The following is a 26,692-nucleotide window of genomic DNA, read 5'->3' on the forward strand; positions in this document are numbered from 1 at the left end:
CTGGTGTGCGCTGAGCTATCTCGGCTTCGTGTATGTCTTTTTGATCGCTATCAATATCGATTTATGGCGATTTTTCAGAGACCTTGATCTAGCACCCTAAAACTCAAACGTATTATTACCCGCCGCGCCAGCGGCGACACGACCGAGGCGGTGACCAATGACCACCAACAAAGCAGAAAAAGCATTGACGGCGAAACAACGGCGCTTTGTTGATGAATATTTGGTCGATTTCAACGCCACACAGGCAGCGATTCGTGCGGGCCATTCTCAACGTTCAGCGGCATCAATCGGATCGGAAAACCTGAGAAAACCTGAGATTCAAGCCGAGATTAACCGCCGACTCGACAGCATCATGCCAAGAGCCGAAATCTTGGGGCGGCTCGCACAGCAAGCTCGCAGCACCATGCAGGATTTCTTTTTTATCGGCATGGAAGAACGAACAATCGAAAAACGCCGGATTCAGATCAGCGTTGACGACAAGGGCCGCCAAGGGCAAGAGGTGATTTTGGAGGAAACCGAGGAAAAGGCTATGCGTCCAGCCGTCTACCTCAGCCTCGTCAAAGCCCAAAACCTGGGCAAGATGCACCTAATTAAGAAGTATTCAACGGGGCCAAAAGGTGAATCAATTGAGTTGTATAACGCGCAGGATGCACTGACCACGCTGGGCAAATACCACGCGATGTGGGTGGATCGCGCGGAAGTCACGGGCGAGGATGGTGGCCCAATTGAAATTTCTGAAATCGTTGTAAAGAAGAGCCATGAGCCTCCCCCAGCTCTGGACGACGACTAAGGGTCGGCTTGAGCTTGATCTGCACTATGGGCAGACGCAGGCTTGGGAGTCGGAACGCCGCTTCATCGCGGTTATTGCTGGGACGCAATCAGGCAAAACATCGTTCGGGCCGCAATGGCTGTATCGCGAGATCAAACGCCGTGGCCCTGGCGACTATATGGTGGTTACGCCCACCTATCCCTTGTTGGAGGTTAAAGCCCTGCCGGAATTCCGGCGCTTGTTCGAACAAACACTGAAGCTTGGTCGCTACTACGGATCGCCCGTTCGGCGGTTTGAATTCAGTAAGGCCGGAGCCAAGCGCATGTTTGGCCTCAATGCGGATACAACCACGGTGTTTTTTGGCTATGCGGCTGATCCGGAATCACTCGAATCAGCAACTGCCAAAGCCGTCTGGTGTGACGAAGCAGGCCAAAAGAAATTCAAGCTCGCCAGCTGGGAAGCGCTCCAGCGGCGGCTCTCGCTCAATCAAGGCCGAGCACTGATCACAACCACACCCTATGACCTTGGTTGGCTGAAGGTCTTGCACGACAAGTGGTTGAAAGGTGACAAAACGATTGAGGTGGTGAATTTCGCCTCAATTATGAATCCGGTATTTCCGCGCGAGGAATATAAACGGGCCAAGGCCGAGCTTCCGCTGTGGAAGTTCAGAATGTTTTATCAAGGCTTGTTTGAGCGGCCTGCTGGGCTGATTTATGGGTCATTCAAGCCGGAGATTCACAAGGTTCCGCGCTTCACGATCCCAGACGATTGGCAGCGCTACCTTGGCCTCGACTTCGGGGGGGTGAATACCGCCGGATTGTTCTACGCCGAGGAGCCAACCAGTAAAAAGCTGTACCTGTATCGTGAATACAAGGCAGGCGAAAAGACGGCAGCGGAGCATGCGCGCGACCTGCGCAAAGGCGAACCAATGATTCCGCTCTGTGTGGGCGGCTCGAAGTCGGAAGGCCAATGGCGGCGCGAGTTTCGGATGGCTGGCTTGCCTGTCAACGAACCCGATATCAAAGAAGTTGAAATTGGCATCAATCGAGTCTTTGGTGCTCATGCGCGCAATGAAATATTTGTCTTTGATGATTGCGAGGGCTATCTCGCTGAAAAAGGCAGCTATAGCCGAGCGCTGGACAAGGAAGGCGAGCCGACCGAGGAGATTGAGGACAAATCGACTTTCCACTTCATGGACGCTGAACGCTACATCATTGGGCGTATTCGGCGGGGGATTGTCTAAATGGGACGCAAAAGCGGTGAAAAACGGAATCGTAAACAAGGGCTATGGGTGGTTGAGGAAATCAGCCAGGTAACGCCAGCTTGGCTGATTATGAGCATGATTGAGCGGTTTATCACCAACGACTAGCACTTGGAAAATTCCCAAGTGGAGGAATCCATGAAGCACGCCACTGCCACAATCAAACTCTTTTGTATCGAATCCATTGCCATGGTTGTGGTGTGGGTGCAGCTGCTTTGGCGCTGGCTGCGTGAAAGCGCACCTATCGTGTTGTTGGTCATTCCCTTTGTGCTGGGTTGGTTGGTTGGGGTAGTGGTGTCGGTGTTCGTTTGGGTGATCGCGGCGGTAGTTGAAGGCTATCGGAAGGGCCGACTATGAAGTTTGTTGAGGCAATCAAGCAGCGTGTCGCTGCGATCCGAAAAGCAAGTAAATACCTCCCGCATCTGCACGGCATTGAGCATGTGTTTAGTAGTGCGCGAACGGGCGATTCGCTCTATGAAATCGACAATTACATGGAGTTTGCGGGCATCTACAACAGTTATGTGTGGGTGCGCAAAGCCGTCAACGTGCTTGTTGAGTCGCTGGCTCCGCTGCCCGTGCGTGTCGTCGATAGTAATGGCAAGCCACTGAAATCGCACCCGCTCAATGATCTGTTTGGCTATATCAACGATACAACCACGCCAAGCCAACACTGGCAACAATATTTTATTCACTTGATTCTTGGTGGTGAAAATCCGGTCGAATTGGTCACGAACAAGGCCAAAACGAAGGTCATTGAAATGTGGAATCGACGGCCTGATCGGTTGTGGATTCTGCCTGATTATGCACGGCTCAACTACCCGCGCATCGCTGAATTTGTGTTTTATGGCCAAGACGCTGACCCAATCCGCGTCCCTGCCAGTCATATGGTGTTTGATCGCTTTTATAACCCGCGCAATGTGTGGCGTGGCATTACGGTGCTTGGCGCATTACGCACAGGCGTGAAGCTCGATGTTGCGGGCCAACGCTGGAATGAAAGCATTGTGACCACTGGAGCCAAGCCAGAGTATGCCGTAACGACCAAGAAGTTCTTGACTGATGGTGAAAAAGAGCGCCTTGAGCAGCAGATCATGGATAAGCATGGTACGGGCCGCCCGCTGATGCTCGACGATGAAACCACCGTCGTGCCCTATAGCTGGGCACCGAAGGATATGGAATGGGTTGAGCAACGGCGCTTTGCCCGTGATGAAATTGGCGGCTTGTTTGGCATTCCAGACGAGATCATGGGCTATGGCAAAGATACGTATGACAACCTGAAAATGGCCGAGCGCTTGCTGTGGCGGGTCACACTCAAGCCCTACATTGGGCGACGCGATTCGGTCTACACCAAGCATTTCACCTACACCATGCCGCTGCTGAACAAGGGCGAACGGGTAGAAACCGATGTAAGCGACGTGAGCGCACTCCAGCAAGACGACGATGCGCTCCTCGAACGGGCAACCAAGTTTTTCAATATGGGCGTGCCCTTCAATACCGTTGATCAATCGCTCAGTCTTGGGATTGGCGCAATTCCAGGCGGTGATGTGGGCTATCTACCATCCAATCTGATTCCGGCTGATGAAATGAGCGCTCCGCTGCCAGCACCCCAAACAAAAGGGGTTGAGGTCTTAGCCAGAGCCCAGAAGCCGAGCGCTGCCCGTACAGGCCGCGCACTCCAGCGGATTCGCAAGCAGGTTGCGGCGGACATGGAAGCGGCGATTGAAGGCTATTTTGAGGAGTTGGCCAACAGTGTGGTGGCCCGTGCGCGAGCGAACAAATTCGCGCGATTTTGGCACAAGGCCATTACCAAAAAGGCGGTGCCTGACCTTGATGTGCTGATCACGGACGACGATGTGACCAAGCTTGGTGACATTGTTGGCAGCTTCTATCTACAAATCTGCCAAGCCAGCTGGGAGACGTGGAATAAGGCCTTAGGCCTAACGGTTGAATTTGATGCCGATAACGCGGCAGTCGTCGCAGCGCTCGACCAAGCAGGCGAGCAAGTGCGCATGATTGACGAAACGACCAAGACGGCCTTGCAAGCGCTGCTGAAATATGCGACCGAGCAGGGTTGGACGATCAGTCAATTAATCAAAGGCGACGAAAACCAGCCAGGCATCAAGGCCTTGATTCAGGAAACCTACAAAAACCGCGCGCGCACGATTGCTCGCACGGAGCTGGGGACGGCCCAAAACATCTGCACGTTGGCCCGCTATAAGGATGCTGGCATTAAGGAGGTGGAAGTTTTCGACAACGGCCAAGACGATCCTGATTCGGCCTGTCGCATCGCAAACGGCCAAAAATGGTCACTCAAGGACGCACAGAAAAAGCTCCTTGAACATCCCAACTGTACCCGCGCCTTTGCGCCGGTTGAATCGAAAGGATAGGTCATGGCTCGCATCATCAAGGCTGGCCCCGATGCGCCAGTCATTCGCAAAACCTTCACTTTTGATGTGATTCAGAAAGCGGACGAAGGTGAAACGCCAGGCGGCACGATTCGGGTCAACACCGCCCGACTCGACCGTGAAAACGACATTATTCCACCCAGTGGGGCCGTGCTCGACAACTATGTGCTTAACCCTGTTGTGATGTGGATGCACAACTATGCCGAGCCATGGTCAACCGTTGGCCGCTCACTCGTGATCGATCACTCCAAAGAGCATATCGATATCAAATTCGAGTTACGCCCAGCGGCCAATGAGTATGACCCGCAAACCATCATCCTGCTGCAATGGACGGGCGGTTGGGTGCGTTGTGCCAGCATCGGTATGCGGCCACTGACCTATAAAGCGAATTCCAGCGGTGGCTTCATTTTTCCATCGTGGGAATTTGTGGAGTGGTCACTCGTGCCCATTCCGATGAATCCCGATGCCCTACGCCAATTAGGCGTGCACCAGCCAGCTGAGGTTGTACGCCGTTTCTATGGAGGACTTGACCGCATGCTGGTAAAAGCACCTATCCACCCATCCATCTCTGCTGTTGATAGCGGCGGCGTGATTCAGAAAAGTATCAGCCTCGATCGCTTGGTTGAGGAAGTCAGCACCGCGATTTATCGCGTGTTGTGGGATCGCGATAGCGATGGCTATTACCACTATGACGGCGTGCGTCGCCACGTGGCGGCAGTCTACGAGGATCACGCAATTGCCTGTATTGGCCTTGCCTTCTACCGCGTTGATTTCACCATTGACGCTGGGTTGGTCAACGTTCAACCACGCAATGAGTGGGTTGAAGTGGATCGCGAGTGGCCTGAAATCAGCACCACCATGACGACCATTGAGCGCTCGATGCTTCAGGTCATTGGCAAGGCCGGAGCACGGCACAGTACCAAGGATATGAATCTCGTTCAGCAAATGCACGATACCGCGTGCGCACTGGGCGCAGCCTGTGGCAGCGATGAAACCAAGGCCGAGGCTGACGAAGCGGTAACGACCAAAACGCAACCAGCACCCGAGGAGGTGATCGACATCGACAAAACCAACATTCGCGAGGTGATCGCCGAGTTCAAGACCGTCATCAAACGCTAAGCAAGCAACACTTTTTCTATTGAGGTATATCCATGGCAAGTCAAGCCGAATTTGAAACACTGGTAGGCGAAATCGCCCAATTGTCCAATGCAATCCGCGAAGGCGGGTTGATCGATTCCGAAAAACTCAAGGCTGAGTTTGCAACCCAATTCAAGGCCTTGACCGATATGCAAGCCCAGCAAAAGCTGGACGAAGCCCCTGATCGGCGTGTGCCTGGCGCGTTGGTTGGCCCCAACGGCGAAGTGCTATCGAAGAGCAACCGCTACCACGGCATGCTCAAAAACTTCGAGCGCGACGGCAGTAGCCGCCATGGCGCAACCAAGATTAAAGCAATTGACCTGTGGATGTCCTATAACCTCTTGCGCGGTGCGCACGCGGCGATGCCTGAACGGGTGGCGAAACCATCTGATGATTTAGCCCTCGCTGTCAAAGCCATGACCGCCGAAGGGGTAGGGACGGGCGCTGAGCTGGTGCCAACTGATATGGCCAATCAATTGTGGGATGACATGTATTTGGCATCGCGCGTGATTGGTCTCATGCAGCAAGTCAATATGACCAGCAGCCCCTTTGATTTGCCCTTAGGGCTTGGCCGCCCAACGTGGCGCAAAGGTCGCGAGCGCACGCGCACTACCACCGAAGATTCAAGCACCAATAAGGTCACGCTGACCGCGACCGAAATTGTTGCTGATCAGGAATGGTCATACACCTTCAACGAAGATGCCGTAGTGGCGCTGATGCCAGCCATGCGCACCAACTTGGCGCTGTCTGGTGGCGAGGCCATGGATGCCTTTGCCTTGAATGCAGATAGCACCTTGGCGAGCAGCGGCAACATCAATAGCGATGATGCCACGCCAGATGTTGATAGCTACTACTTGACCGAAGGCCAAGATGGGATTCGCCACCAGCACCTTGTCGATAATGCTGGGCAAACCGTCGATGCTGGCGGCGATGCACTGGCTGATGCTGATATCACGGCAGCGCTTGGTCGCATGGGTAAATATGCCACTGACCCCAATAAGTTGGCCTTAATCACTGATGTCAGCACCTACTTAGGTGGGTTCTTGAAATTGGATACCGTGACCACGCTTGATAAATTCGGCCCCAGTGCCGTCGTGTTGACCGGGCAATTAGGCTCCTATCGCGGTGTGCCGATTGTGCTCAGCGAGTCCTACAACAAAGCTGAAGCTGATGGCAAGCAATCCGCAAACGCCGCCAGCAACACCTTGGGTGGCTTTAGTGTGATGAACCGCAGCATGTGGGCGGTTGGCTTTATGCGCGACCTCTTGATCGAAGTGGATCGCGATATTCGTAGCCGCACCTACATCATGGTCAGCAGCTTCCGCCAAGCCGTCGCAGCCCATGGCACCCGCTCGACCAACAAGCACACCGCTGGCGCTCGCAATATCGCGGTCTAAACAATCAATAGCCCTGCGCAGGTGGGGCTATGCCTAGTTTTGAGGTAGTTATGGCAAATGAATTAGATCGCAATGATGGCATAGATGTGACCTTGATCTTCAGCATCGCCAACCCCGCAGCCAGTGCCACGACCGCACTGACGTTCCCACAGGGAACAACGGGCTTCAAGGTTCCCCCAGGCTATCAGTTTCATCCCATCTGCTTAAGCGGCGGGAGTAACGCCGACTTGACAGCCGGAACCGCCACGTTTGCGGTAACAGCGGGCGGCGTGATTGGGAATGGCCCAACCGCTGTGCTGAGTGACACGGTGCAATACGCCGTCGGCGTGAAGCGCGTCGATGCCGCACCGATCAATGCAGGGGTGTTGGTTGGCGTGTCGGTTACAACCAACGGAGCCTATGCGCCCGTAACGGCTGACCTTGATGCCGTGTTGATTGGCAAATTGCTACCAGCCTAGTACTGGTACGAATGAAGGAGATTCAATTTTGAAACTCGAATGTACCAGCGCCTATAGCAACAAGCCACTGAAGGTCACGTATGCCGAAGGCGATGTGTTTGAGGTTGACGAGAAAGTTGGCCAACACCTGCTGAACGATTCACCCGATTCATTCGTGAACTTATCCGAGCTTGAAGCCATTGAAGAAAAAATGGCAGCGCTGCACCGTCAGCTCGCTCAAGCGCCAGCGGGTCAGCCAATCATTGATCCGGCAGGTCAACCCCCGCCCGATCCGCAGCAAGGCCAAGGCCAAGCGCCTGACAACCAGGCATCGGAACCAAAAGGCAAGAAAAAAGCAATGGAGTAAGACCAATGGCAAGTCTCTTAACACTGGCCGAGCTTCGCGCGGTGGTTACAACGGGCATGGACAATGCCGACCTTCAGGCCGTGATTGACCGTGAAGAAGCGATCATGATTGGCCGCATTGGCGCGCCGAACGATGGCATTGCCAGCATCACCAAGGTAGTGCGCGGCAGCGCAACCAACATCTATCTGCCGCATCGCATTGCGAGCGTGGCCAGTGTTGAGGATCGCGACACCGGAGCCTATGCCCCTGTTGCCAGCGATTTGTACGAGATTTGGGAGGATGGCGGACGCATTGAACGGCTGTACGTCCGCTGGGGTGCGCGGGTGCGGGTGGTCTATGTGCCTGCTGATGATCGTCCACAACGCAAAGCAGCCACGATTGAGCTTGTCCGAGGCGCGATTGAGCGCACGGCCATGGTGCGCGAATCGGTGGCCCAAGAATATAGCTACGAAGCTCCTGATTGGGAGCGTGAACGCAATCGCATCTATCGAACCTTAGTCTTTACAGGAGTCTAAACAATGGCAAACGTTCCCGTCACTGTCTACGATGCCCGTTGGAGTTCCAATGGGCAAAATATTACTGATAACGGCCTCGTTGTTGGGGTAACTGACACCTATTTTATTCCGAATAATGGCCGCGTCGTCTTACTCGTTACGTCAACCCCAGGCTGCACCGTGACGGTGCAAACACCAGGCACGATGAGCGGTTTGGCAATCGCTGATGCCACCGCGACCGTTGGCGCAAATAAACAACAAGCTATTGGCCCATTTCCAACCACGCTCTTCAATCAGGCTGATGGCACCATTCAAGTCACCTTCAGCGCAGCGGCAACGCTGCATAGCTTGCGAGTCTAACTTATGGCAATTGATGCACACCTCAATCATTGTTGTGATATTCAGCGAGCCGAATATCGCAGCGATGATTACAACACCGACATCCTCACGTGGAAGACCCATTTAACCGATGTGGTATGCCGCCTTGTGATCAAAGAAGAGCGTGTGCAGCGGACTGATGAAGCCGAACGCGCCGTGATCACGACCTATGCGCTGATGCTGCGTGCAGGCACGGATATTAAACACGGCGATCAAGTTGTGAATCTTGTGATTGATGGCGTTGCCACACCTGGCGTGTACCGGATTGACCAGATCAAACCACGCCGCGCCAAGAGCCAGCGCCATATCACCTGTACTGTGGAGTATTTCCATGACCGAAGTTGAACGACCTACCGAGGTTGAACGCCCTACCATTGATTGGTTACTTTCAACTGGTAATGCGATCAGTATTCGGGGCCGCGTGTTTATTGCGGCTGATCAGATCGAAGCATTAGTTGAAGAAGCACTGCCTCCTGAGCCAACGCCGGAACCAGCGCCGCAGCCTGATCCCGAACCAACGCCAGAGCCAGTGCCCGATCCTGAACCAGCGCCAAGTCCAGAACCTGACCCTGAGCCAACGCCGGAACCAAAACCAGAAGGAACTGCTGATGCGCAAGCGGGTAAAGCTCGATTGGCGCGGCGAGCAAACGCTACGCCAAGTGACCAACCGAGCCACAGCGGCACTGAATGAAATTGACCGCACCGCTGAGCGCCACGCCAAGGCTGAACTCTACCCGGGCCACGGCGTGCGCACGGGTGCGCTGCGACGATCGATTGCCGCCATTCCCGCCGTTACCCGTGGGCGGCGCATCATTGGCGGAATTGGCACAACCAAAGGCGATGTAAGTGCCTACGCGCGGGTGATCCATCGCAAATATGAATATTTGACCAAAGGCTTACACAAGACCATTCCGAGCGTGCTCGATATCATCCACCACCACATGAGGAAATAACGATGCCGATGATTGATCCCATTGCTGCCATTCTGAAACTGTTCAGCGATAACACTAACGTTCGCGCGGTGGTTGGAGATCGCGTCGCTGGCAAGCACAAGTTTGCTCAAGCGGGCAGCCCGAATGCATGGAAAACGGGGGAATACTGCATTGTCGCCAAAGACGATCCGGGTACAACACCGGATATCGACATTGGTGATCATGTGGGCCGCGTGGAGCTGCGCTGTTATGGCGCAACCCCCGCAGCGGCGCGGACGGTCTATAACAGCCTGATCCACTTAATGCGCGACATCACTGGCCGTACCACGGCCAATACCAGCAACGGCACGGCGCTGATCTATTCCCTTGTCATGGACGCATCGCCGTTTACGACCGTTGATCCTGATTTGTCGATTGATATGGTGGTGGGCTATGCCCGCTACCGTATCCATGAATATGCCCTTGAGGAGTATCAAGAATGGCTGGAACTGCAATGAGTCCGTATGCCCAACTGGTTGGCCCAGTTGATGTGTATGTCGCACCCTATGGCACGGCAGAGCCTGCTATCGATGCGGCGGTACCCGTAACGTGGTACAAGCTTGGCCCAACTACCGGCGATCAAACCATCGAGCACTCCGGTGATCTGGAGGTGTTTCGCGACAATGATCACCAAGCGCCTGTCAAGGTCACACGACCCGAAGAAGATTTGCTGGTTTCATTCACCGTGGTCGATATGACCTATGAAAAATATGCCCGTATTATCAATAACGTTGGCCGGATTGCTACCGGCACCAGTGGGTCGGCCAACGTCAAGCGGTTGGGCTTCAAGCGGGGCGCAACCCCAACCGAATATGCGCTCCTGTTGCGCGGGGCAGCCGATAGCCCTTACGGGCTGTACCCAGGTCAAAACTATATCCCCCGCTGCGTGCAATCGGGCAATCCGGCCCCTGCCCGTGGTAAGGCAACCCGCGCTGAGTTGGAATGCGAATTTATGACCTTAGAAGACGACGCTCAGGCGAGCGACGACGACAAAATGGGTTGGGGTACTGTTCAAATTAACTAATTGATTGTTGTATCGGGGCGGTGATGATCCGCCCCGATAGCTCATAAGGAGTTTCTCATGCCAAAAGAATTTACGCTGCTCAATCTTGCACCAGAACCATTGGTCTTTAGCGACTACGATGGCAACAAATACGATGTCTTACGGCCCAACCAATTTGGGTTGCGCAGTTTGGCAATCATCGATCGCTTGCAGACGCAAATCGCAGCCCATCAAGCGGAATTAGCCGCGCTTGCCGATGTGGAAGTCGAAGATGATGAGCATGAAACCGAGTACGAGCATGCCAATCAGCAATTCGAAAAACTTCTGAATTCATTCATCAAGGCCGTTGTGCCAAAGGTGACAACCAAGGTCTGCCAACACATGTCATTGGTTGAAAAGCTGCAATTTATGAACTGGTGGAGGGAAGAAACCGCCCCAAAAGTGAAAGCACCGGAGACGGCAGTGGGAACGACACTGGTCACGAAGCCGATCCGGAAAAAATCTTCGCGCGGATAGTGCGTTTTTACAACATCGACCCTGATCGCTTTTTCGAGTTACCCATTTGGCAAATTGACATTCTGTCACGCCAAATGCCTGCACTCGATGCAGGCGACCAACTGGTCGGCATCGATGTCGCGACTGCGCCACACCTGAAGCGCTCCGACTATCGCGAGAAGATTCGCCAGTTGCGCAACGTGGCCTTTACCGAGGCACGACCGATTGCGCAGCCGATGGAGAAAGAAGAAATCAATCCGGCGAAAGCCGAGGAATGGTTTGCATCCATGGGGATGCGCATCAAAACAAAGGAACCCGCATGAACGAGAAATTGTTCTGGACGATACTCTATCGATCGTTGTTGGCGATGGCCAATGCAATCAAGAAAATGTATCTTGATCCGAAGCGCACAGCGCGCACGCCTATGGCCGTGATCGAACACAGCCCAACCAAAGCCCGCGAATGGTTCAACCAACGCGGAACCCGAACGCAATAACCCAATCGGTTAAGTAGCTGCCATCGCCGCACCATGCGCCCATGGCAAACCCGCACATCGCCACTATCCCGTGCCCATGTGTTTATCCCCAACGGGGTAGTGTGCGATGGCAGAATTCTCTTTAGGCAGTGCCGCCCTTGGCACCGAAATTAATTTAGATGGGTTACACAGCGGGATTGAGGAAGCCCATGGCATCGCCGAGCGTGGCTTTACGTCCATCGGCGGAACCATTGCCAGCACGCTGAAATCCGGTGTGGTGCTCGCGGGCGCTGCCATTACCACGGCCATTGCAGGCGTTACTGCATCGGCCATGACCTCGTTTATTGGCTTTGAGCGCCAAATCCAAGAAGTGTTCACCTTGCTGCCCGATACCTCGCAGCAGGCGATGAGCGCGATGTCAAGCCAAGTCAAGGATTTTGCTACCGACTTTGGCGTGTTGCCCAAGGATGTTGTTCCAGCCCTCTATGAAGCGCTTTCCAGTGGTGTGCCCGAAGGCAATGTGTTTGATTTCTTGGCCGTGGCCCAAAAAGCAGCCATTGGCGGGGTGACGGATACCAAGACCACGGTGGACGGCCTGACCAGCGTCGTCAATGCCTACGGCGCGGACGTGTTGAGCGTGCAGGATGCCAGCGATCAGATGTTTACCGCTGTCGCCTATGGCAAAACATCCGTTGCTGACCTCTCGAATTCGCTCTATAACGTGATTCCCAATGCTCAAGCGCTGGGCATCTCCTTTAGCGATGTGACAGCGGCCATTGCGTCCATGACCGCGATGGGCGTACCCACAAGCGTCAGCACCACGCAGCTGCGTCAACTCTTGGTTGAATTATCCCAATCCGGTGGCGAGGCTGCCGAAACCTTCAAGCAAATCGCTGGGGTTGGATTCAAAGACTTTATTGCCCAAGGCCACAATCTTCAGGATGCCTTGATCCTGATGGAAGAAGCGGCGCGCCAAAACAAGGTCGGCATCAATGATCTGTTTGGGAGTGTAGAAGCGGGTGGCGCAGCGCTCGCTCTGACGGGGCGCAATACGCAATCATTCACCGCAGCGCTCGATCAAATGGCCAATAGCTCCGGTGCAACCGAGCGCGCCTTTCAGGTCATGGATCAGGGTATTGGTCGCTCGATTGACTATATCAAAGCGTCGCTATCGACCTTGCTGCTTGATGTTGCTGAGCGGCTAGCACCAACCTTTGCCCTCTTTGCCGATTGGGTGCAGGCGCATATGCCGCAAATCAGCAGCATCGTGCTGGGCGTGTTTGATGCGATTGGCACAGCGATTCAGTTTGTTAGCCCCTACTTCGCCGCCTTTGCGAACGGCGCACAAGCCGCCTTTGGCGTGTTTATCGACTTGGCTCAATCCGCAGTGAACTATGGCCGCAACATTGGCGAACAGTTGGCCAACGGGATTTTGAGTGCTGCCAGCTATGTGATGCAGGCGCTCAATTCAATTGCCAGCATGATCACCTACTGGCTGGAGCCACATTCGCCGCCAAAAATCCTGCCGGATATCGACACCTGGGGAACGGAAACAGCCCAAGTTTGGATGGATGGCTGGGGCGAGGTCGATTACCAGATTTTTGACCAAATCGGGTCAACGATTGAATCGCTGCTGAAGTCGATGGTCGATACGGACGTGCTGCCGGAAGACGGCATGATCCCGATGCTGCTTGGCTCGCAAACAGCTGTGGCCGCAGCCATTGACGAATTGCGTACCACGGGAACCGTCTCAGAGCGTGCGTTTGCCGCCGTGCGCAGCAGTGCCGGAGCCGCAGGCGATCAGGTTGATCGCATGTTTCGCTCGATGGTGGCGATAGAGCAGGCCAACCGCGACGCGGCTGCCGCCCAGAGCGAGCTGAACAGCATCACCGAGAAATACAACGTGATTCTGTCGCCGCTCGATGCGCAGCTTCAGGCGATTCGCGATCAGCAAGCTGATGTGCGTGATGCGCAGCGGGCCGCGCAGTTGCAAGAACTCATCAACAGCACCGGTGGTGACGAGGCCGAACGCCAAGCCGCAGCGCTGGAGCTGCAAGCGCTGAATCTCGAAAAGAAGATTCGCGACACCAAGAAATCCCAAGGCGCGGAGCAATCCGCTGCGCAAGCCAAACTTGATGCGGCCACGAAAGCCAAGAGCGTGCTGGAGGCAGATATTAGCCTGCAAAACCAGCAGATCAAGGCCCAACAACGGCACAACGATCTGATTCAACGCCAGATTGATCTGTTGAGTAAAGCAGCAAGTGCAGGAGGCGGGGGTGGCGGTGGCGCGGCCATGGACGATGCGGCCAAGAAAGCCGAAGCCGCAGTAAAAGCCCAACGGGAGTATCAGTTTGCAACCGCCGATACGGCTGGCAAAATCGCGCTGCTGCGTGAGGAGCAATCCAAATATACCGAGGCTGATGCCGAGTATTGGCGGCTCAAAACCCAAATTACGAGCACCGAGCAGCAATATCAACGCGAGGTCGAAGCCAGCGCTGAATCGCAACGCGACTATGAGTTGTCGCTGGCTGATACTGAAACCAAGCTTGCCAGCCTGAAGGCTGAGCAGAGCCAATACGCCGTCGGCTCTGAAGAGTACAACAAAATCCAAAAAGAGATTGTCAAGGTCGAAAAGGAGCGTGAAAAGGCTTTAGCCGAGGTTGAGAAAAAGAACGCCGATGCGGCCAAAGCCGAGCGCGATTACCAGTATGCCACGGCGGATACGGCGGGCAAAATTGGCATCCTGCAGAAGGAATTGGAAGGGGCCGAAAAAGGATCATCTGAGTATTGGCGCATTCGCACGCAGCTGAACAGCGTGGAGCAACAGTACCAACGCGAACAGAAAGCCAGTGCCAAAGCAACCGAGGGTGCAGGCGGCGCGGCCAAGTGTGCAGCGGGTGGCGTGGGCAATCTCAGCGGGCAATTGGCGGATCTCAAGGGTGCAGCGGGAGCTATTCCCAAGCCGATTGAGGATATTCAGAAAACCGTCACCGATACCGCGCAATCCTTTGTTAATTTCAAGGATCGGCAGCTTGAAGCGCTCGATGCCGCCGTCGGCTTCGTCAAAGAAAATCCGTTCTCAACCGCGCTGCAAGGCATACTCGTATCGCTTGGCAATGTGATGGGGCCATTGCGCGAGCTTGGCGCACAGTGGGGCGAGCAATTTCAGGCTGGCCTATTACCCCGAATCGTGGTGCTAATCAGCGATGTCAAAACGGCGCTCGCTGAAAAGGGCTTGCTTGGTGCGATTGCCGCAGGTGTATCCGGCGTGGGCGGCATCATTGGCGATGCACTCAAAGCGGGCTTTGCCAAGCTGGGCACCATCAATTGGTCGAAGGTCTTCGATACCCTGCCAGGCAAAATCCTTGCCGGATTAACGACCATTTTTGGCGCAATCAGCTTTGCCCCTGCCGCAACGGCCCTCTGGGGTGGCTTGGCGCTGGCCTTCGCTGGGCCAAACCCCGGCATTACCACGATGTTCGCCAAAATCGGCGGTGCATTCAAGCCGCTGCTTGGCGCGCTCGATGATCTGTTCCTCGTTTTTATCAAAACCTTCAAGGGATTTGCGCTCAACGTGGCGGGGATTATTGACCTGATCATTGGCGGCTTTACCACCTTCAGTACGTGGATTGTCGGCGTGCTAGCCCCCATTGGTGCGGCAATAACGAAGGTGCTTGGACCTATCGGCGCAGGGCTATCGAAACTTCTTGGGCCATTCTCCTCGCTCTTTGGCTGGGTCACACGGCTGGTTAGCCCACTGGGTGCGCTGCTTGGCCCCTTAGCAGGTGTGGGTAGCGCGCTAGGCGGATTGCTTGGGCCATTGCTCGCAGCGGTTGCGCCGTTTGTAGCAATTGGTGCAGCCATTGCGCTGCTGCTCAATCAATCACCGGAATTAAAAGCCGCGCTTGAAGGCTGGACGGCGCAGCTGGGTCAATGGGTGCTCGATGCGATTCCAGGCTTATTCGGCGCACTCAATACCTTTATTGGTGGGTTGCTGAATTGGCTCGCTGCCGAGTTGCCACAAGTCGTAACCACGCTTGTTGGTTGGAGCAAAGCAATCTTCGAGTGGGTCGTGGCGGCCATTCCGCCGTTGCTCGATGGCTTAGCCGAGTTTATTGGCAAGCTCTTCAACTTCATTGTAGAGAACGTGCCCAATTTGGTAGCACAGCTCGCAGGCTGGGGAGCCTCGATTATCGGCTGGGTGATTGATGCACTCCCCGGATTAGCAGGCAACCTTGGCGAATTCCTTGGCAAGCTCTTGGGATTCATTATTGAGGCTATTCCTGGCGTGGTTGCCAACCTCGCCGAGCTTGGCGCGAAATTTATCGGCTGGATTATCACCGATGTGTTACCTGGGCTACCTGGCACGTTACTCAAAATCGCTGAATCCATCTACAACTTCCTTGCGGGCGTGCTGGAGGGTATTGCCCCCAAACTGGCCGCGATTGGCTTGGCCTTTATTAACTGGATTAGCACCGACGTATTGCCGGTTATCGGCGGCAAGTTGGGCGAAGTCTGGGATGCCATTAGCGGCTGGATCAGCGATACCGCTGGCAAAGCCTTGACGAAGGCCAAGGAGATCGGCAGTGGCATTGCCAACGGGATTAGCGATGCGGTTTCAAGCGGCCTGAGCAATCTACGCTCGTTTGTTGCGCGCATCATCAATCCGATTATTTCGGGCATCAACACCGTCATTGACGGCTTAAATATGGTCAATCCAGGCACGGCCATTGGCCACATTGCCTATATGGCGAAAGGGGGGATTACGCGTGGTGGTCTGACGGTGATGGGTGAGGAAGGCCTTGAACGGGTCACGGGCAACGGCATTGACGTGCTGGCTGGGCCGGGCTTGTTTGATGTGCCTGCTGGACTGAAGGTCACGCCAGCCGCGCAAACGATGCGCGACCTGTTAACCCCCATGCAAAGCGCACTGCACCTCCCAAGCAGCCTCACCCGCATGCCTGCACGGATGCATGGCTTCCAACCATCCATGCCCGCAGCGGCCACGACAACCGAAAACTACACCATTAACCAATACTTCACCGCGACGGATAGCCAAGGCGTGCGCGAAGCGGCCCGCCAAGGCTTAAACGAGGGATCAAAACAGATTGCAGGGAAGGCCCGCATCAAGCAACAAACCTACCGGAGGAAATAACCCATGGCTCATGGATTTTGGATTATCAAACAAGCAGAAGTGCCACTTGTGCTCAATTTGAACGATCAGTCGGTCAATTGGAAATATCGCATGGAACAAAACCGCTGGCAGCCACCCATCCCCGAACGCAACCCAGGCAGTGGCGAGCCGTATCTCGATACCGTTGAATCCTTTGAGGTTGCTATTGGCGGCGTTGATGAAGATGAAGTGAGCGTCAATCTAAATGCCCTGCAAGCCATCCTCGACGATGCTGCTGATTTCAATGATGGGATGAGCAGCACACCCGTGATCTGGCGCGAGCAGATCAACAATGGCGTAGCCTACGATGCACTGATGGCATCGGTTGAGCCAGCGCGCTTTGGGATTACGCTGACGAGTAATTTCCTCGTCGATACCAATAACCGCTTTTACCGCAATGTGAAGGTGGAATTTCCGCGCCGCCCGATTCTCTGTAACAGCATCGTCGTGAATTCAAATAGTCCAAGCAGTGATGCTGATGCGATGCTGTCGAGTCTGAGCTTCACAACCGCAGCCGATATCGCCAGTCCCGCAAGTCTTGACTTGGCGTTCAGCAACCTGCCCACCGCCGCAGTGATGCCGACCATTCCAGCAGGAACCGTAGTCATTGGCCCAGATCAAAGCTTATTCCCATTCAACGCCGCGCCATTGGCCACAGGCGCAGGCTATAGTTCCGTTGCTGATGTGGCGAATAATGCGCCGCTGGGGAATGTGATGCGCTATACCCCACCAAGCACCAATGAGGTAGTCCATACCACCAAGCAATCCATCAACCAAACCATGCGCTGCTTGGTGTTCGCGAAGGTGCGCAACAATTCGTTGAGCGCAGGCTTTAGCATTCGGCCCATTGCCACTACTCTTGGCGGCCAACCAATTTATGGTCGCTATACCCATGTTGATGAAGCCAGCGGTACATCGCCACGCGTGATCAGCCTGGGCATTCTGAGTTCGCCCAGTGCGATGACAGAACTCCAGTTGGGCATCACAGCAACTGCCACCGGCCTTGGCACGCTCGATATTGCCGACATCTTTCTTGTCGCCCTCGATCAAGGACGCACGGCGATCATTCCCTATGGCGCAGTGACACGGCCCAACAACAATCAAGGCACACTGTCAATCAATGACAACTATCTCAGCGCTGATACACCAACGCTTAACTATGCCCAAGCGGCGGCGGCTGCGCTCGATGTGTTTAGCGAGGGCGATGCTCGCATTTTCCTCAAAGGCAAGGGGCATAACCTTAAAATCCTGACCACGAACGGCACGTCATGGAAGATCATGCCCAGCGGCAGCGGCGCAGCCCCACGGGTCACGGCCACCTTGAAGCGCCGCACGGCCTCATTGATTCCGCGCTAAGCGAGAGCAAAGGAGTATACGTACCATGATGAAAATCTATGAGTATGCCATTAGCCTGCTGAATCCGGCCACCAACGCCATGGTGGCCAATCTCAGCAAACGCGCATTCGATATTGATGTCTCAATTGATGCGCTTACGTTCCGCATCCGTGCCTTGGCCGATGAGCCAGCCGTGTACCTTGATAATCCGCCAGCCATGCACGCGATTGTGCGCCGCAGCGACGGCAAGCGCTTCGTGTTTCGCGTGAATACCCCCGCACTCGAAACCAATAATATTCTGCTGTTTGAATGCTTCAACCTGATTGCCTGCCTTGATGATGATGAGGCATGTGTGCAGTGGTCAACGATGGACGATGCCAACTGGCTCCCCGTCGGCAAGGAACGCGTCAGCAATCGGGCCGAGGAGCTGCATGAGTTTGGCAGCGAATGCCCATCAATCTACCCCAAGAAGGATGAGCGGTTTAGCATCGGCTTTATTGGCAGCAAGGCCCTGCAAGTGCCGAGCGGGGCAACCCGCAAGCAGCGGGTGATGCAGTGTGATTTCGAGTTTCGCGCGCCAACCAACTGGACGGGCGTTATTCAGCGCAGCGATGCCGCCTTTGGCTTTCTGGCGCGGATTCTCACGATCACCGGCAGCGGTGCAGGCGCAGGCACGATTGTCAACGGCGCATTATGCGAGGCGTTCAGCGATACCGATATTATCAGCATGGATCTGTGGTATGACGCAGCATTGGCCCTCTATACAGGCGAAACGGGCGACGTGTATTTTCGGATCAAAAACTGGCGCGTCGCTGCCAGTAGCGCGAATATGGTCAACACCGTTACCACGACAGCGGCGATCACCGCTGGCGCAAACCGCACCGTCACCCTGGCCGCGATGGCGAATGTGTACGTTGGCCAACGCCTCGTGTTTGAGTCTACGACCACCGCAACGGGCGCAGTCAACAGCGAGAGCGTCGTGGTGAAAAGCAAAACCGCGACCACCTTTATTGCTGACTTTACCAAGAATCACGCGATCGGCAGTACCGTCAAAGGCATTGTGATTACCGATAAGGAAATCATTGAAGATGCGTTGGCCAACCTACGCACGCTGAACCCAAACTGTGGCCTATCCGCCGCCAAAATGCTGATTGTGAATAGCGGCGAAGATCAAGAGGAACGCACGTGGATCAATGAAAGCTACCGCAAGCTGCTCGATGATCTGGCCGTTGATACCGACTATGTGTATGGCGTGGATCGGGAGGGGCGATTGTATTATCGGCCACGTGGCACGTATGCGCGAGCGTGGGCTTCGAGCCGGACTAACATCACCATGAAGCGGCCACTCGATAAGCTCTATAACAGCATTCGGGCAGCCTACCAATCGGCCAAAGGCGTACTGGTGCAGACGGCCTATAGCACGAATAGCGTATCCACGTTGCTCTATGGCATCACCCGCCGCAAAACCGTCAAGGTTGATACCACCAACGCGTCGCTGGCAGGCGCAGCGCGCACCTATGCGCTGAACGATAGCAAGAATCGCAACGCGCAGATCGATGTCGTGCCGCAGCGTCTCACCGATATGTCGGGCGGCGTGTATCCGCTCGATGAAATCGAACCAGGCGATACGATCACCATCACCGACTTGCCCGCCTCATTTAGCGAGACCAACCTGCGCAAGTTCATTGTGGCCGAGCAATCGATTGATGCCAGCGCGGGCACGGGCACGATTACCCCGCAAGAGCCAATTCCCACGGTTGAGCACTACTTGGCCAACCTGACCGATATTGGCCCTGCTCAAGACACCCGCCGCATTCGATAGCCTAGTTCCTAAAACAGAAATGCCGATCTATATCGGATCGGCGTTGCTGTACGCTTAATAGCTCGTGTAGAGATACAGATCGAGTATAGGCGAGGCGTTCGTATCACACCAGACGCGGAAGCCTAAAAGAACAGGAGCACTTGGGCATTTCCCAAGTGCTCCTGTTCTTTTAGGTACTTACGGGTAGGAATTGAATGAGCAACACCAAACCCAAGTAGAATGCGTGCCATAATCGTATACTTGGGATTCGCACTTCACACGACGCAAGGACAACCACAACCTACTCCTTGCGCGCAAGCAAATCGCTTAGATGTCCAAGGAAAACAAGGACAAACAGGAGTAGCCAGCGCAGTGGAAGATCGGGATGAAAGAAATACCCATACGCGCCGATCAGGATCACGATGGCAATACCTATTAAGCCAAGAAGCCGCAGGGAATCACGCATACGCACCTCGGAAGAAATCCTCACATCCCGATTCTAGCAGAGCCGTTTGGTCAACACCATCTCCGCACTGCACTCCCGGTGCATGAGCATTTCAGTACCGCAAAAGTCCCTAATCGTACTGCTAGTGCGCTAATCGTCCAATGACAACACTGTTAGTCAAAGAATAAGTATCCGAATCGATCAAGGACTGCATTGGAATTGGGCTAGAAATCCAATAGAACATAGGGCGCTGGGAATGGTTGCGGAAACAACATTCTTCGTCAATACCATCTTGACAATACTGTTAAAATAGCATTAATGTGAGGGTGGCCCACATACGGGCCTTACGCAGACGTAGCAGTTTTGTCCTCACACCCACAGCCTTGGTCGGATTCAGCAACCGCACGCCAAGGCTGTGGCATTTAATCTGCTTCAGCATCCGCGTGCGACCTCGTAACGCGCATGCCGCCGACAGTATGACAATACCAGTCGGCGGCTTTTGTATGCGCCGAGCGTGCTATGATGGTATCTGGCAGGATAGTGTGAAGAGCTGTCAGATGCAGAAAATGCGCACAATGCCCTGATCGATTGGCTACACCGTTCGATCAGGGCATTGTGGTTTCGGATTAATCGTGGCATTTAATCTGCTACGCTTGATGGTACAGAAGTGGGGTGATTCACGATCGCTCTGATTGTTGACACAGGCACAATCAGGGCGATCGTGTTTTTAGCGTCTCAATTTCAGGAGTTTGTACGATAGGGAATACATAAAAACGACGGTTATCGTTTGCCCCTTTGGAGCGCCAACGGAACACCTCCGGCTATGCGGCAGGCGTTGGAGCATCAGGCAGATCATTGCCTAACAACGTGAAGGGCGCATCCGAAGGGCGCGTCGTGTCCGTGAAAACATCGTCGACAGTCTCAAGTAAGGACGTGATCGAAAAGGGCTTTTCAAGGAACGCAGTATAACTCGTTTGTGCTAGACTATTGAGTTCTGGCACTGCGCTCATGAGAATCACGGGCATGTCCCGCGTGCGCTCCTGCCCTCGGAGCGCCGTCACAAAGGCAACACCATCCATTACGGGCATCATCAGGTCGCAGAGCACCAGATCCATCACTATCGTCGTGAGGGCTGCGAGGCCTTCCCGACCATTCGCGACGAGCACAACGCGATAGCCCTCGTCCGTGAGGATTTCACCGATGACCTGGCGGACGGTTGGTTCATCATCAACAACAAGAATCGTAGCCATAGATCCATCACAATCAGTTAAATATAGGTTTAGTCAGCCGATCATCAGCAACGATCATACTAACACGATCAGTCAATGCGCACCACGGTCACGTAGCTAAAACCACAAACGGCTCGCATGGTGGAGCCGCTTGTGGGAGAGAAGAGAGAGGAGAAGGTTTGCATTAAGTATAGCACTATTTCGGTTTACCGATACGGCCAAATCAAAACACGATAGGCCGCCCCTACCGCACAGAAACGCTGTGGATTTGCGCCTGCAATAAATCCGCGACGGCATCCATGGGAATCGAAGACACCGCCCCGCGCGTTCACATAGCCAAGCATCGTAAGGAGCTGAAACAGGTATCCTTGATCGCGAACACAACCAATGACATACCCATCGACGAGCACGGCTCCCGTGCTATCGACGAATCCAAGGACAGCATTCGTCATATCCAAAATTGTCCCATCGGCACACCCACGGGCACATGCATACCCAAATTGGTTATAAATGATTACCATGACAGACCATCAGCAACGATCATACCAGCACGATCAGTCAACGCGCACCACGGTGACATGGCTAAAACCACAAACGACCCGATGAGGGTCGCTTGTGGGAGAGAAGAGAGAGGAGAAGGTTTGTTCTAATTATAGCACTATTCCGTATCAATCGTGACGGTTGTCAAAACACTGATCAGAAACTGATTTCCAATTGGCGTAAAAGAATGACTATTATGCCACGCGAGAATCTTATACGATCCATATTTCTTCCCTAAATCCTCAATGATCCACGTTTCATTAACAGAAATCAGTGTTTCAACGGGGTTTCCCAGTATAGAAAACAAGTGCTGGATCATATTTTTAGGATGCAGACCCGCAAGGTTTTGCGTAAAACCATCTAGCGAAAAAATCATACTCTCCAATTTTGAAAGCTGAATAACCGTATTTTCCATAAACCCTCCTAAATTGCCATCCTTTCGACAACATACTAACAACAATCATTGTCGAAAGGTTAATGCTTGTTTATCGACACTATTTTTATAATCATAGCACCACAATAACGGTCATTCTCTTTGAAATTCCAACATACCATTAATAGCCATTACGGGCTTTCATTATTGCATCAACCAGCTACGATGCTGCCAGCGGTGAGCTGCGCGTATCACCCGAAGCGCGGGGCCGAGTCTGGCAGACTATGAGGCACGGCGACAGTTGGTGGGTTATTTTAAATGCCTAACAATAGTTGACAACCATGATACAATGCAAAAATTAATGTATGTTCTGTTGAAGTTATTCTTAGTTTGGTATAGGAGGAGCTATGGCGTTACCAGTACAATTGAAGTTTGTGTATGGATGTATATGTCATTTTGACGATGAAGTTATTACGGAAACGAAAGGGTTTTTCTTTAAAGAAAAATTGCAGCGTCCAAACTACAAATTTGCTGAAACTCTAAGCATCAATTACCAATTTGAACTTCAATCAATGAATTCTATTTCACCAACAGTATATAATTTAGGTTTTGGTATATTTAAGTTATCTATAGAAAAAGATTGCGATATAACATATCTGGAAAATAGTACTATACGCCATCCTTATGAGAAGTATTTATATAGAAGAAGTAGTGATAGTCAAGATATGCTTATGCAAAATGCAAATGATGTTTTGCTTAATCTTAGCACATCTGGCTGGGATATAAATGAAGTTGTAAAGTATTTTTATGATCTGAAAAATGGAAATAAAACTATAGGATTATACTGTACAGCTAGTAATACATTGACAAAAAGCCCATTAACGCTAAGTGCATCTGAAAATTGGACATTGAATCCAAAGTAGTTAGATATCGCCTTTACTCACTGGGTTATGGGAGTTTGACGAGCAACCCCCTACATATTACTAACAATAAAGTAGATTAACAAAAGAGCAGCCCTAGCGACAATCGGCTAGGGCTGCTCTTTCTAACTAGTCTAGATCATGAGATTCCGAACACCTGCATTCTGCGTATTGTTGAATGATGCCATCAATTTCGATCAGCGGAAGATGCAATTCTTTCATATAACGAAAATACACACCAACCAAATCAGGACGCTTATGAGCGATCATGTCATAGGAGACAACAGAAAAATGCCCATCATGCTCTACATGATGAACGCAGAATGTAATTGGTTGGCGACCAATCCATAGGTCTTCAAGGAATGTTTCAAACATCCCTTCTGTTAAACTGTCTTTGTTGATACCAAGCAAATTGCGGTCAATACGGTGGGGTTCGGGCGGACTGATGAGATAACTATTCATATAGTCTCTCTGTGGGTGTAGGGCAGTCGGTCTGCTCTGTGGTTTATGAATGCCATTATACCATACACATACTTTCGGTTGTCAAATTCCGCAAATAATGCTCCACTACATACGCCGCAATCACTACCGCACATTGTGGCACAATTGCATTGCCTAGGCAGCGAAGCCGTTTGGCTCGGTTGGAAATCTTAGTAGATACCCGTGGAATGTCATCTTCCCATATTCCATCACGCCATTGCTGCTGGATAGTCTCGATCGAGACATACGTTTGAACTCCAGCAGACCAACCACGCGGGAAACCCATCAATACATCAACCCAGTCTGGATTCAGCTGGCCCACGATTCCCGCGCGCAATAAATGCCCAGGAATAGAATCACGATCGGTTTGTGATGGTGGCAATGTGGCATTCTTGGCATCTTGGGCAGTTGGAGTCGGAAATTGATTGACGATAGTTGCAAGCCCATCACCACTGGTTGCGCTCACGCCACGGCGATTGTAGTTACCGTTCACGGTGGGCGTAGGAAACATTGGTTGGTCGCCCTTCGCAACGGCTCCTGCGAGATTAATTCCATGCTCTCGCTCAGTCACAGAGGTCGATTGATGGTTAGCTCCATCCGTGCTTGCGGTTGGGGTAGGCCACAATCCAGAGGCGTTCGCGCTTGTGGTATGCTCCAACGGCGGAAGCGGATAGACTTTGCCATTCCGCATCATACCCTGCTTGGGCCAAGTCTCGTAGAACAGTGGTAAAAAATCGTCCGCCAGCGGAGCTACGAAGCCCGGGGACGTTTTCCGCAAGCACATAGCGTGGTCGAATTTCGCGAATGAGTCGAGCGAACTCTCCCCAAAGATCCCGCTCATCAGCTCCGGCGAGCCGACTTCCGGCAAGGCTATGGGGCTGGCAGGGGAAACCACCCGCAAGAACCTCACACGGCGGAAGGTTGTGACGGCCAACGCGCCTGATATCGCGATAGCGTGGCACGTCAGGCCAGTGGGTTTCAAGGACACAGGTTGCATAGGGGTCAATCTCCACTTGGGCGACGCAGTACATACCCATCGCTTCGAGGGCACGGTCAAAGCCGCCGATGCCAGCAAAAAAACTAATAAAACGCAGCATCGATGCTCCTAAAAACAAAACCGTGCCTCTGAGTGAAGCGCGGTTGGTGCTTATTTAGTTATAGGACATTGTATTCAGACTCTTATGAAGAACTATGATAGGTTATGCCCCATCAGTAACCCATATCGTTGTAGATATTAAGCGTGTTCGTTATTCCTCGGTAGTTTGGAGCGATTTCCAACGCGTATAGTGCTCTTGATCGTATGGATACTGAAACGTCGGATTAGCCTCAATTCCCCAAAATAGATACCGAATGGTTTCCGCACGATCACGCGTTTTATACATAATTTGTGCATCAGGCCATGGCGCAGTTGCTGGCTCAGCGTATACATCAATCGTATACCACCCTTGCCACCCAGTAATACAAACTGGGGCGTGATCGGGGTATGCTTCGCGACGAAACGTTAAAGTCGTCATGCTTTTTCCAACAAGTAATGGCGTTGGATAGGGGATGGCCACGAGATCGGCAAGCAGATCAAGATACATGATATAGACGGCTCGATAGGGATCATCAGGTTCAGACGTGCTTACTAACAATGTTAATTCTTCAATAATCGTGCGGTTTTTGGTATTTCGATAGTGATGGAGTTCCATCGATGCTCTTCGCTCCTATTCAGACTATTCGCAATTAAAAGTATAGCAGCATGCTGTATTGGTGGATAGGATGGCTGGTAGCTTCAGTTACTCCATTCCTTATGCGATGATCTGCTCAAACCACGTCGCTCGTAAAAAGCGATGTGGTTGCTGGATTCGTTGTGCTTCTTTGGTATACTGGGTTGTCCAGATCGGCGCAAGTACCCCCGATGCACGAACATCGTCGATGGTGGCAATGAGGAGTTGACTGCCGGGCCAGCCCATTTCCCACGCATCAAGCACCGCCCGTTTGCGACGTTCGGTTGGTACGGTAAAGGCAATCAATGGCCAGCTATAGCGCCCTTCCCAATACCGCGATCGATATAATTCACGATACGATTGTGCCTTACCCGTAATGATGCTTAGTTCTTCGGTGCCCCGATCAATCTCAATTGCATAGAGTTGATCAATCTGCCCTGGCTGTTGGCCAACACCGAGCCATGGATACAACGATGAGCGCTCACAATCGGGCAGTGTCGCATCAGCCCAGCGGCGCACCACAACGATGCCATCGGCACGAGGCCGCGCAGTTGGACCTAAATCCATCTCAATATAACTGCTCATCCCGACAATGCCAGGCACATACGACAGCGATTGAATCAAACTGGTGATGACCTCGGCATATTCAATCTGGTGCTCAGCTTGATGTTGGGGATTGAACATCGTTGGAGCTAAGCGCTCGATTCCCTCCTCCAGTATTGGAAAGGCCTGTTTGACGATCTCCCAACCCAAGGGCGTGAGGCTATATAAACGGCCATGGCGCGTCCAACTCAGCGCCCCACGCGGATCATAGCCATGCGATTGAAAGTGCTCACAATAGGTCAGCAGCTTGGCATCGACGAGCTTGGCCAAGGTGCGATTAACCGTCTGAATCGTCACCGTAAACGGATGGCCCCATGCCGTGCCGAGGTGGCGCGAGAGTAAGCGTCCAATGCGAGCAATCAAGAGTAAGACCTGCATCTCGATCGGATTGAGCCCAATCGTCGTGGAATGAGCCATAGAATACCCTCCTCACTATAAAAATGGTGGCTGTGCAGCCTATTAAAGAATGTTGGCATGACCAAATGGCCAATTTAGACG

The 26,692-nt window shown here is 53.1% G+C and carries 31 protein-coding genes; 23 read left to right on the top strand and 8 right to left on the bottom strand.

All coding sequences use genetic code 11. The features are described from left to right. Positions 1-157: 157 nt before the first annotated feature. From ACFMKP_RS16095 to ACFMKP_RS16200, 22 genes are all read left to right on the top strand, one after another. The gene (locus ACFMKP_RS16095) at positions 158-790 is read left to right on the top strand and encodes a terminase small subunit (RefSeq protein WP_382293090.1); all 633 of its coding nucleotides are present in this window, start codon (positions 158-160) and stop codon (positions 788-790) included. Next, complete coding sequence (locus ACFMKP_RS16100) at positions 759-2,012, top strand: terminase large subunit domain-containing protein (RefSeq protein ID WP_382293092.1); 1,254 nt, start codon at positions 759-761, stop codon at positions 2,010-2,012. Before ACFMKP_RS16095 ends, ACFMKP_RS16100 begins: the two co-directional genes overlap by 32 nt. Further along, positions 2,013-2,138, top strand: a complete 126-nt coding sequence (locus ACFMKP_RS16105) for a hypothetical protein (protein WP_382293094.1) — start codon at positions 2,013-2,015, stop codon at positions 2,136-2,138. It abuts the gene before it with no gap. A 30-nt stretch (positions 2,139-2,168) separates the two neighbouring features. Then, complete coding sequence (locus ACFMKP_RS16110) at positions 2,169-2,387, top strand: hypothetical protein (RefSeq protein ID WP_382293096.1); 219 nt, start codon at positions 2,169-2,171, stop codon at positions 2,385-2,387. Continuing rightward, on the top strand, positions 2,384-4,414 hold the full coding sequence (locus ACFMKP_RS16115) for a phage portal protein (protein WP_382293098.1): 2,031 nt from the start codon (positions 2,384-2,386) through the stop codon (positions 4,412-4,414). The genes ACFMKP_RS16110 and ACFMKP_RS16115 overlap by 4 nt, the downstream gene beginning before the upstream one ends. Before the next feature lie 3 nt (positions 4,415-4,417). Further along, positions 4,418-5,551 carry a hypothetical protein gene (locus tag ACFMKP_RS16120; protein ID WP_382293100.1) on the top strand — a complete coding sequence of 378 codons (1,134 nt, stop codon included), beginning with the start codon at positions 4,418-4,420 and terminating at the stop codon, positions 5,549-5,551. Positions 5,552-5,583: 32 nt separating this feature from the next. After that, positions 5,584-6,966, top strand: a complete 1,383-nt coding sequence (locus tag ACFMKP_RS16125) for a phage major capsid protein (RefSeq protein WP_382293102.1) — start codon at positions 5,584-5,586, stop codon at positions 6,964-6,966. Between the two features lie 50 nt (positions 6,967-7,016). Beyond that, complete coding sequence (locus ACFMKP_RS16130) at positions 7,017-7,424, top strand: hypothetical protein (protein ID WP_382293104.1); 408 nt, start codon at positions 7,017-7,019, stop codon at positions 7,422-7,424. 28 nt (positions 7,425-7,452) lie between these two features. Then, a complete protein-coding gene (locus tag ACFMKP_RS16135) occupies positions 7,453-7,770 on the top strand; it encodes a hypothetical protein (RefSeq protein WP_382293106.1) in 318 nt (105 codons plus the stop codon). 5 nt (positions 7,771-7,775) lie between these two features. Then, on the top strand, positions 7,776-8,285 hold the full coding sequence (locus ACFMKP_RS16140; protein ID WP_382293108.1) for a hypothetical protein: 510 nt from the start codon (positions 7,776-7,778) through the stop codon (positions 8,283-8,285). Positions 8,286-8,288: 3 nt separating this feature from the next. Then, positions 8,289-8,624, top strand: coding sequence for a hypothetical protein (locus ACFMKP_RS16145; protein ID WP_382293110.1), 336 nt, complete (start codon positions 8,289-8,291; stop codon positions 8,622-8,624). A 3-nt stretch (positions 8,625-8,627) separates the two neighbouring features. Then, positions 8,628-8,987, top strand: a complete 360-nt coding sequence (locus ACFMKP_RS16150; RefSeq protein WP_382293111.1) for a hypothetical protein — start codon at positions 8,628-8,630, stop codon at positions 8,985-8,987. Further along, the gene (locus tag ACFMKP_RS16155; protein WP_382293113.1) at positions 8,974-9,333 is read left to right on the top strand and encodes a hypothetical protein; all 360 of its coding nucleotides are present in this window, start codon (positions 8,974-8,976) and stop codon (positions 9,331-9,333) included. The genes ACFMKP_RS16150 and ACFMKP_RS16155 overlap by 14 nt, the downstream gene beginning before the upstream one ends. Then, positions 9,251-9,595, top strand: coding sequence for a hypothetical protein (locus tag ACFMKP_RS16160; RefSeq protein WP_382293115.1), 345 nt, complete (start codon positions 9,251-9,253; stop codon positions 9,593-9,595). The genes ACFMKP_RS16155 and ACFMKP_RS16160 overlap by 83 nt, the downstream gene beginning before the upstream one ends. Before the next feature lie 2 nt (positions 9,596-9,597). Continuing rightward, positions 9,598-10,071: a hypothetical protein gene (locus ACFMKP_RS16165; RefSeq protein WP_382293117.1), complete on the top strand. Its 474-nt coding sequence runs from the start codon at positions 9,598-9,600 to the stop codon at positions 10,069-10,071. Further along, on the top strand, positions 10,053-10,637 hold the full coding sequence (locus ACFMKP_RS16170; RefSeq protein WP_382293119.1) for a hypothetical protein: 585 nt from the start codon (positions 10,053-10,055) through the stop codon (positions 10,635-10,637). The genes ACFMKP_RS16165 and ACFMKP_RS16170 overlap by 19 nt, the downstream gene beginning before the upstream one ends. A gap of 57 nt (positions 10,638-10,694) precedes the next feature. Next, a complete protein-coding gene (locus ACFMKP_RS16175) occupies positions 10,695-11,132 on the top strand; it encodes a hypothetical protein (protein ID WP_382293121.1) in 438 nt (145 codons plus the stop codon). Further along, positions 11,132-11,434: a hypothetical protein gene (locus ACFMKP_RS16180; protein ID WP_382293123.1), complete on the top strand. Its 303-nt coding sequence runs from the start codon at positions 11,132-11,134 to the stop codon at positions 11,432-11,434. Before ACFMKP_RS16175 ends, ACFMKP_RS16180 begins: the two co-directional genes overlap by 1 nt. Further along, on the top strand, positions 11,431-11,607 hold the full coding sequence (locus ACFMKP_RS16185) for a hypothetical protein (protein WP_382293125.1): 177 nt from the start codon (positions 11,431-11,433) through the stop codon (positions 11,605-11,607). The genes ACFMKP_RS16180 and ACFMKP_RS16185 overlap by 4 nt, the downstream gene beginning before the upstream one ends. Before the next feature lie 106 nt (positions 11,608-11,713). Further along, entirely contained in the window at positions 11,714-16,741 is a 5,028-nt protein-coding gene (locus tag ACFMKP_RS16190; RefSeq protein ID WP_382293127.1) for a phage tail tape measure protein, read from the top strand. A 3-nt stretch (positions 16,742-16,744) separates the two neighbouring features. Further along, the gene (locus ACFMKP_RS16195) at positions 16,745-18,115 is read left to right on the top strand and encodes a hypothetical protein (protein ID WP_382293129.1); all 1,371 of its coding nucleotides are present in this window, start codon (positions 16,745-16,747) and stop codon (positions 18,113-18,115) included. A 25-nt stretch (positions 18,116-18,140) separates the two neighbouring features. Beyond that, positions 18,141-19,916: a hypothetical protein gene (locus ACFMKP_RS16200; protein ID WP_382293131.1), complete on the top strand. Its 1,776-nt coding sequence runs from the start codon at positions 18,141-18,143 to the stop codon at positions 19,914-19,916. Between the two features lie 280 nt (positions 19,917-20,196). Here ACFMKP_RS16200 and ACFMKP_RS16205 read toward each other — a convergent pair whose 3' ends face one another. The 3 genes from ACFMKP_RS16205 to ACFMKP_RS16215 all read right to left on the bottom strand — a co-directional run bounded on the left by ACFMKP_RS16205 (position 20,197) and on the right by ACFMKP_RS16215 (position 22,524). Beyond that, positions 20,197-20,367 carry a hypothetical protein gene (locus tag ACFMKP_RS16205; protein ID WP_382293133.1) on the bottom strand — a complete coding sequence of 57 codons (171 nt, stop codon included), beginning with the start codon at positions 20,365-20,367 and terminating at the stop codon, positions 20,197-20,199. Positions 20,368-21,161: 794 nt separating this feature from the next. Next, on the bottom strand, positions 21,162-21,590 hold the full coding sequence (locus ACFMKP_RS16210; RefSeq protein WP_382293135.1) for a PleD family two-component system response regulator: 429 nt from the start codon (positions 21,588-21,590) through the stop codon (positions 21,162-21,164). 637 nt (positions 21,591-22,227) lie between these two features. Beyond that, positions 22,228-22,524: a hypothetical protein gene (locus ACFMKP_RS16215; RefSeq protein WP_382293137.1), complete on the bottom strand. Its 297-nt coding sequence runs from the start codon at positions 22,522-22,524 to the stop codon at positions 22,228-22,230. A 365-nt stretch (positions 22,525-22,889) separates the two neighbouring features. Between ACFMKP_RS16215 and ACFMKP_RS16220 the strand changes: the two genes are divergently transcribed. Next, a complete protein-coding gene (locus tag ACFMKP_RS16220) occupies positions 22,890-23,405 on the top strand; it encodes a hypothetical protein (protein WP_382293139.1) in 516 nt (171 codons plus the stop codon). A 126-nt stretch (positions 23,406-23,531) separates the two neighbouring features. Here ACFMKP_RS16220 and ACFMKP_RS16225 read toward each other — a convergent pair whose 3' ends face one another. From ACFMKP_RS16225 to ACFMKP_RS16245, 5 genes are all read right to left on the bottom strand, one after another. Next, on the bottom strand, positions 23,532-23,864 hold the full coding sequence (locus ACFMKP_RS16225; RefSeq protein ID WP_382293141.1) for a hypothetical protein: 333 nt from the start codon (positions 23,862-23,864) through the stop codon (positions 23,532-23,534). Between the two features lie 55 nt (positions 23,865-23,919). After that, complete coding sequence (locus ACFMKP_RS16230) at positions 23,920-24,453, bottom strand: hypothetical protein (RefSeq protein ID WP_382293143.1); 534 nt, start codon at positions 24,451-24,453, stop codon at positions 23,920-23,922. Positions 24,454-24,469: 16 nt separating this feature from the next. Beyond that, the gene (locus ACFMKP_RS16235) at positions 24,470-24,979 is read right to left on the bottom strand and encodes a DNA cytosine methyltransferase (RefSeq protein ID WP_382293145.1); all 510 of its coding nucleotides are present in this window, start codon (positions 24,977-24,979) and stop codon (positions 24,470-24,472) included. Positions 24,980-25,129: 150 nt separating this feature from the next. Further along, positions 25,130-25,573, bottom strand: coding sequence for a hypothetical protein (locus ACFMKP_RS16240; RefSeq protein WP_382293146.1), 444 nt, complete (start codon positions 25,571-25,573; stop codon positions 25,130-25,132). Positions 25,574-25,672: 99 nt separating this feature from the next. Next, positions 25,673-26,611, bottom strand: coding sequence for a replication-relaxation family protein (locus tag ACFMKP_RS16245; RefSeq protein WP_382293148.1), 939 nt, complete (start codon positions 26,609-26,611; stop codon positions 25,673-25,675). Between the last annotated feature and the right edge of the window lie 81 nt (positions 26,612-26,692).

The organism is Herpetosiphon sp. NSE202, from assembly GCF_042688385.1.
GTDB lineage: Bacteria > Chloroflexota > Chloroflexia > Chloroflexales > Herpetosiphonaceae > Herpetosiphon.

Bases quoted from the DNA above. Each gene is read 5' to 3' on its own strand.
- ACFMKP_RS16115 (WP_382293098.1), top strand. From the start codon at position 2,384: ATGAAGTTTGTTGAGGCAATCAAGCAGCGTGTCGCTGCGATCCGAAAA.
- ACFMKP_RS16095 (WP_382293090.1), top strand. From the start codon at position 158: ATGACCACCAACAAAGCAGAAAAAGCATTGACGGCGAAACAACGGCGC.
- ACFMKP_RS16220 (WP_382293139.1), top strand. From the start codon at position 22,890: ATGGCGTTACCAGTACAATTGAAGTTTGTGTATGGATGTATATGTCAT.
- ACFMKP_RS16160 (WP_382293115.1), top strand. From the start codon at position 9,251: ATGCGCAAGCGGGTAAAGCTCGATTGGCGCGGCGAGCAAACGCTACGC.
- ACFMKP_RS16235 (WP_382293145.1), bottom strand. From the start codon at position 24,979: ATGCTGCGTTTTATTAGTTTTTTTGCTGGCATCGGCGGCTTTGACCGT.
- ACFMKP_RS16170 (WP_382293119.1), top strand. From the start codon at position 10,053: ATGGCTGGAACTGCAATGAGTCCGTATGCCCAACTGGTTGGCCCAGTT.
- ACFMKP_RS16185 (WP_382293125.1), top strand. From the start codon at position 11,431: ATGAACGAGAAATTGTTCTGGACGATACTCTATCGATCGTTGTTGGCG.
- ACFMKP_RS16195 (WP_382293129.1), top strand. From the start codon at position 16,745: ATGGCTCATGGATTTTGGATTATCAAACAAGCAGAAGTGCCACTTGTG.
- ACFMKP_RS16105 (WP_382293094.1), top strand. From the start codon at position 2,013: ATGGGACGCAAAAGCGGTGAAAAACGGAATCGTAAACAAGGGCTATGG.
- ACFMKP_RS16190 (WP_382293127.1), top strand. From the start codon at position 11,714: ATGGCAGAATTCTCTTTAGGCAGTGCCGCCCTTGGCACCGAAATTAAT.
- ACFMKP_RS16225 (WP_382293141.1), bottom strand. From the start codon at position 23,864: ATGAATAGTTATCTCATCAGTCCGCCCGAACCCCACCGTATTGACCGC.
- ACFMKP_RS16175 (WP_382293121.1), top strand. From the start codon at position 10,695: ATGCCAAAAGAATTTACGCTGCTCAATCTTGCACCAGAACCATTGGTC.
- ACFMKP_RS16125 (WP_382293102.1), top strand. From the start codon at position 5,584: ATGGCAAGTCAAGCCGAATTTGAAACACTGGTAGGCGAAATCGCCCAA.
- ACFMKP_RS16210 (WP_382293135.1), bottom strand. From the start codon at position 21,590: ATGGCTACGATTCTTGTTGTTGATGATGAACCAACCGTCCGCCAGGTC.
- ACFMKP_RS16240 (WP_382293146.1), bottom strand. From the start codon at position 25,573: ATGGAACTCCATCACTATCGAAATACCAAAAACCGCACGATTATTGAA.
- ACFMKP_RS16110 (WP_382293096.1), top strand. From the start codon at position 2,169: ATGAAGCACGCCACTGCCACAATCAAACTCTTTTGTATCGAATCCATT.
- ACFMKP_RS16215 (WP_382293137.1), bottom strand. From the start codon at position 22,524: ATGGAAAATACGGTTATTCAGCTTTCAAAATTGGAGAGTATGATTTTT.
- ACFMKP_RS16130 (WP_382293104.1), top strand. From the start codon at position 7,017: ATGGCAAATGAATTAGATCGCAATGATGGCATAGATGTGACCTTGATC.
- ACFMKP_RS16140 (WP_382293108.1), top strand. From the start codon at position 7,776: ATGGCAAGTCTCTTAACACTGGCCGAGCTTCGCGCGGTGGTTACAACG.
- ACFMKP_RS16120 (WP_382293100.1), top strand. From the start codon at position 4,418: ATGGCTCGCATCATCAAGGCTGGCCCCGATGCGCCAGTCATTCGCAAA.
- ACFMKP_RS16155 (WP_382293113.1), top strand. From the start codon at position 8,974: ATGACCGAAGTTGAACGACCTACCGAGGTTGAACGCCCTACCATTGAT.
- ACFMKP_RS16200 (WP_382293131.1), top strand. From the start codon at position 18,141: ATGATGAAAATCTATGAGTATGCCATTAGCCTGCTGAATCCGGCCACC.
- ACFMKP_RS16145 (WP_382293110.1), top strand. From the start codon at position 8,289: ATGGCAAACGTTCCCGTCACTGTCTACGATGCCCGTTGGAGTTCCAAT.
- ACFMKP_RS16165 (WP_382293117.1), top strand. From the start codon at position 9,598: ATGCCGATGATTGATCCCATTGCTGCCATTCTGAAACTGTTCAGCGAT.
- ACFMKP_RS16100 (WP_382293092.1), top strand. From the start codon at position 759: ATGAGCCTCCCCCAGCTCTGGACGACGACTAAGGGTCGGCTTGAGCTT.
- ACFMKP_RS16150 (WP_382293111.1), top strand. From the start codon at position 8,628: ATGGCAATTGATGCACACCTCAATCATTGTTGTGATATTCAGCGAGCC.
- ACFMKP_RS16245 (WP_382293148.1), bottom strand. From the start codon at position 26,611: ATGGCTCATTCCACGACGATTGGGCTCAATCCGATCGAGATGCAGGTC.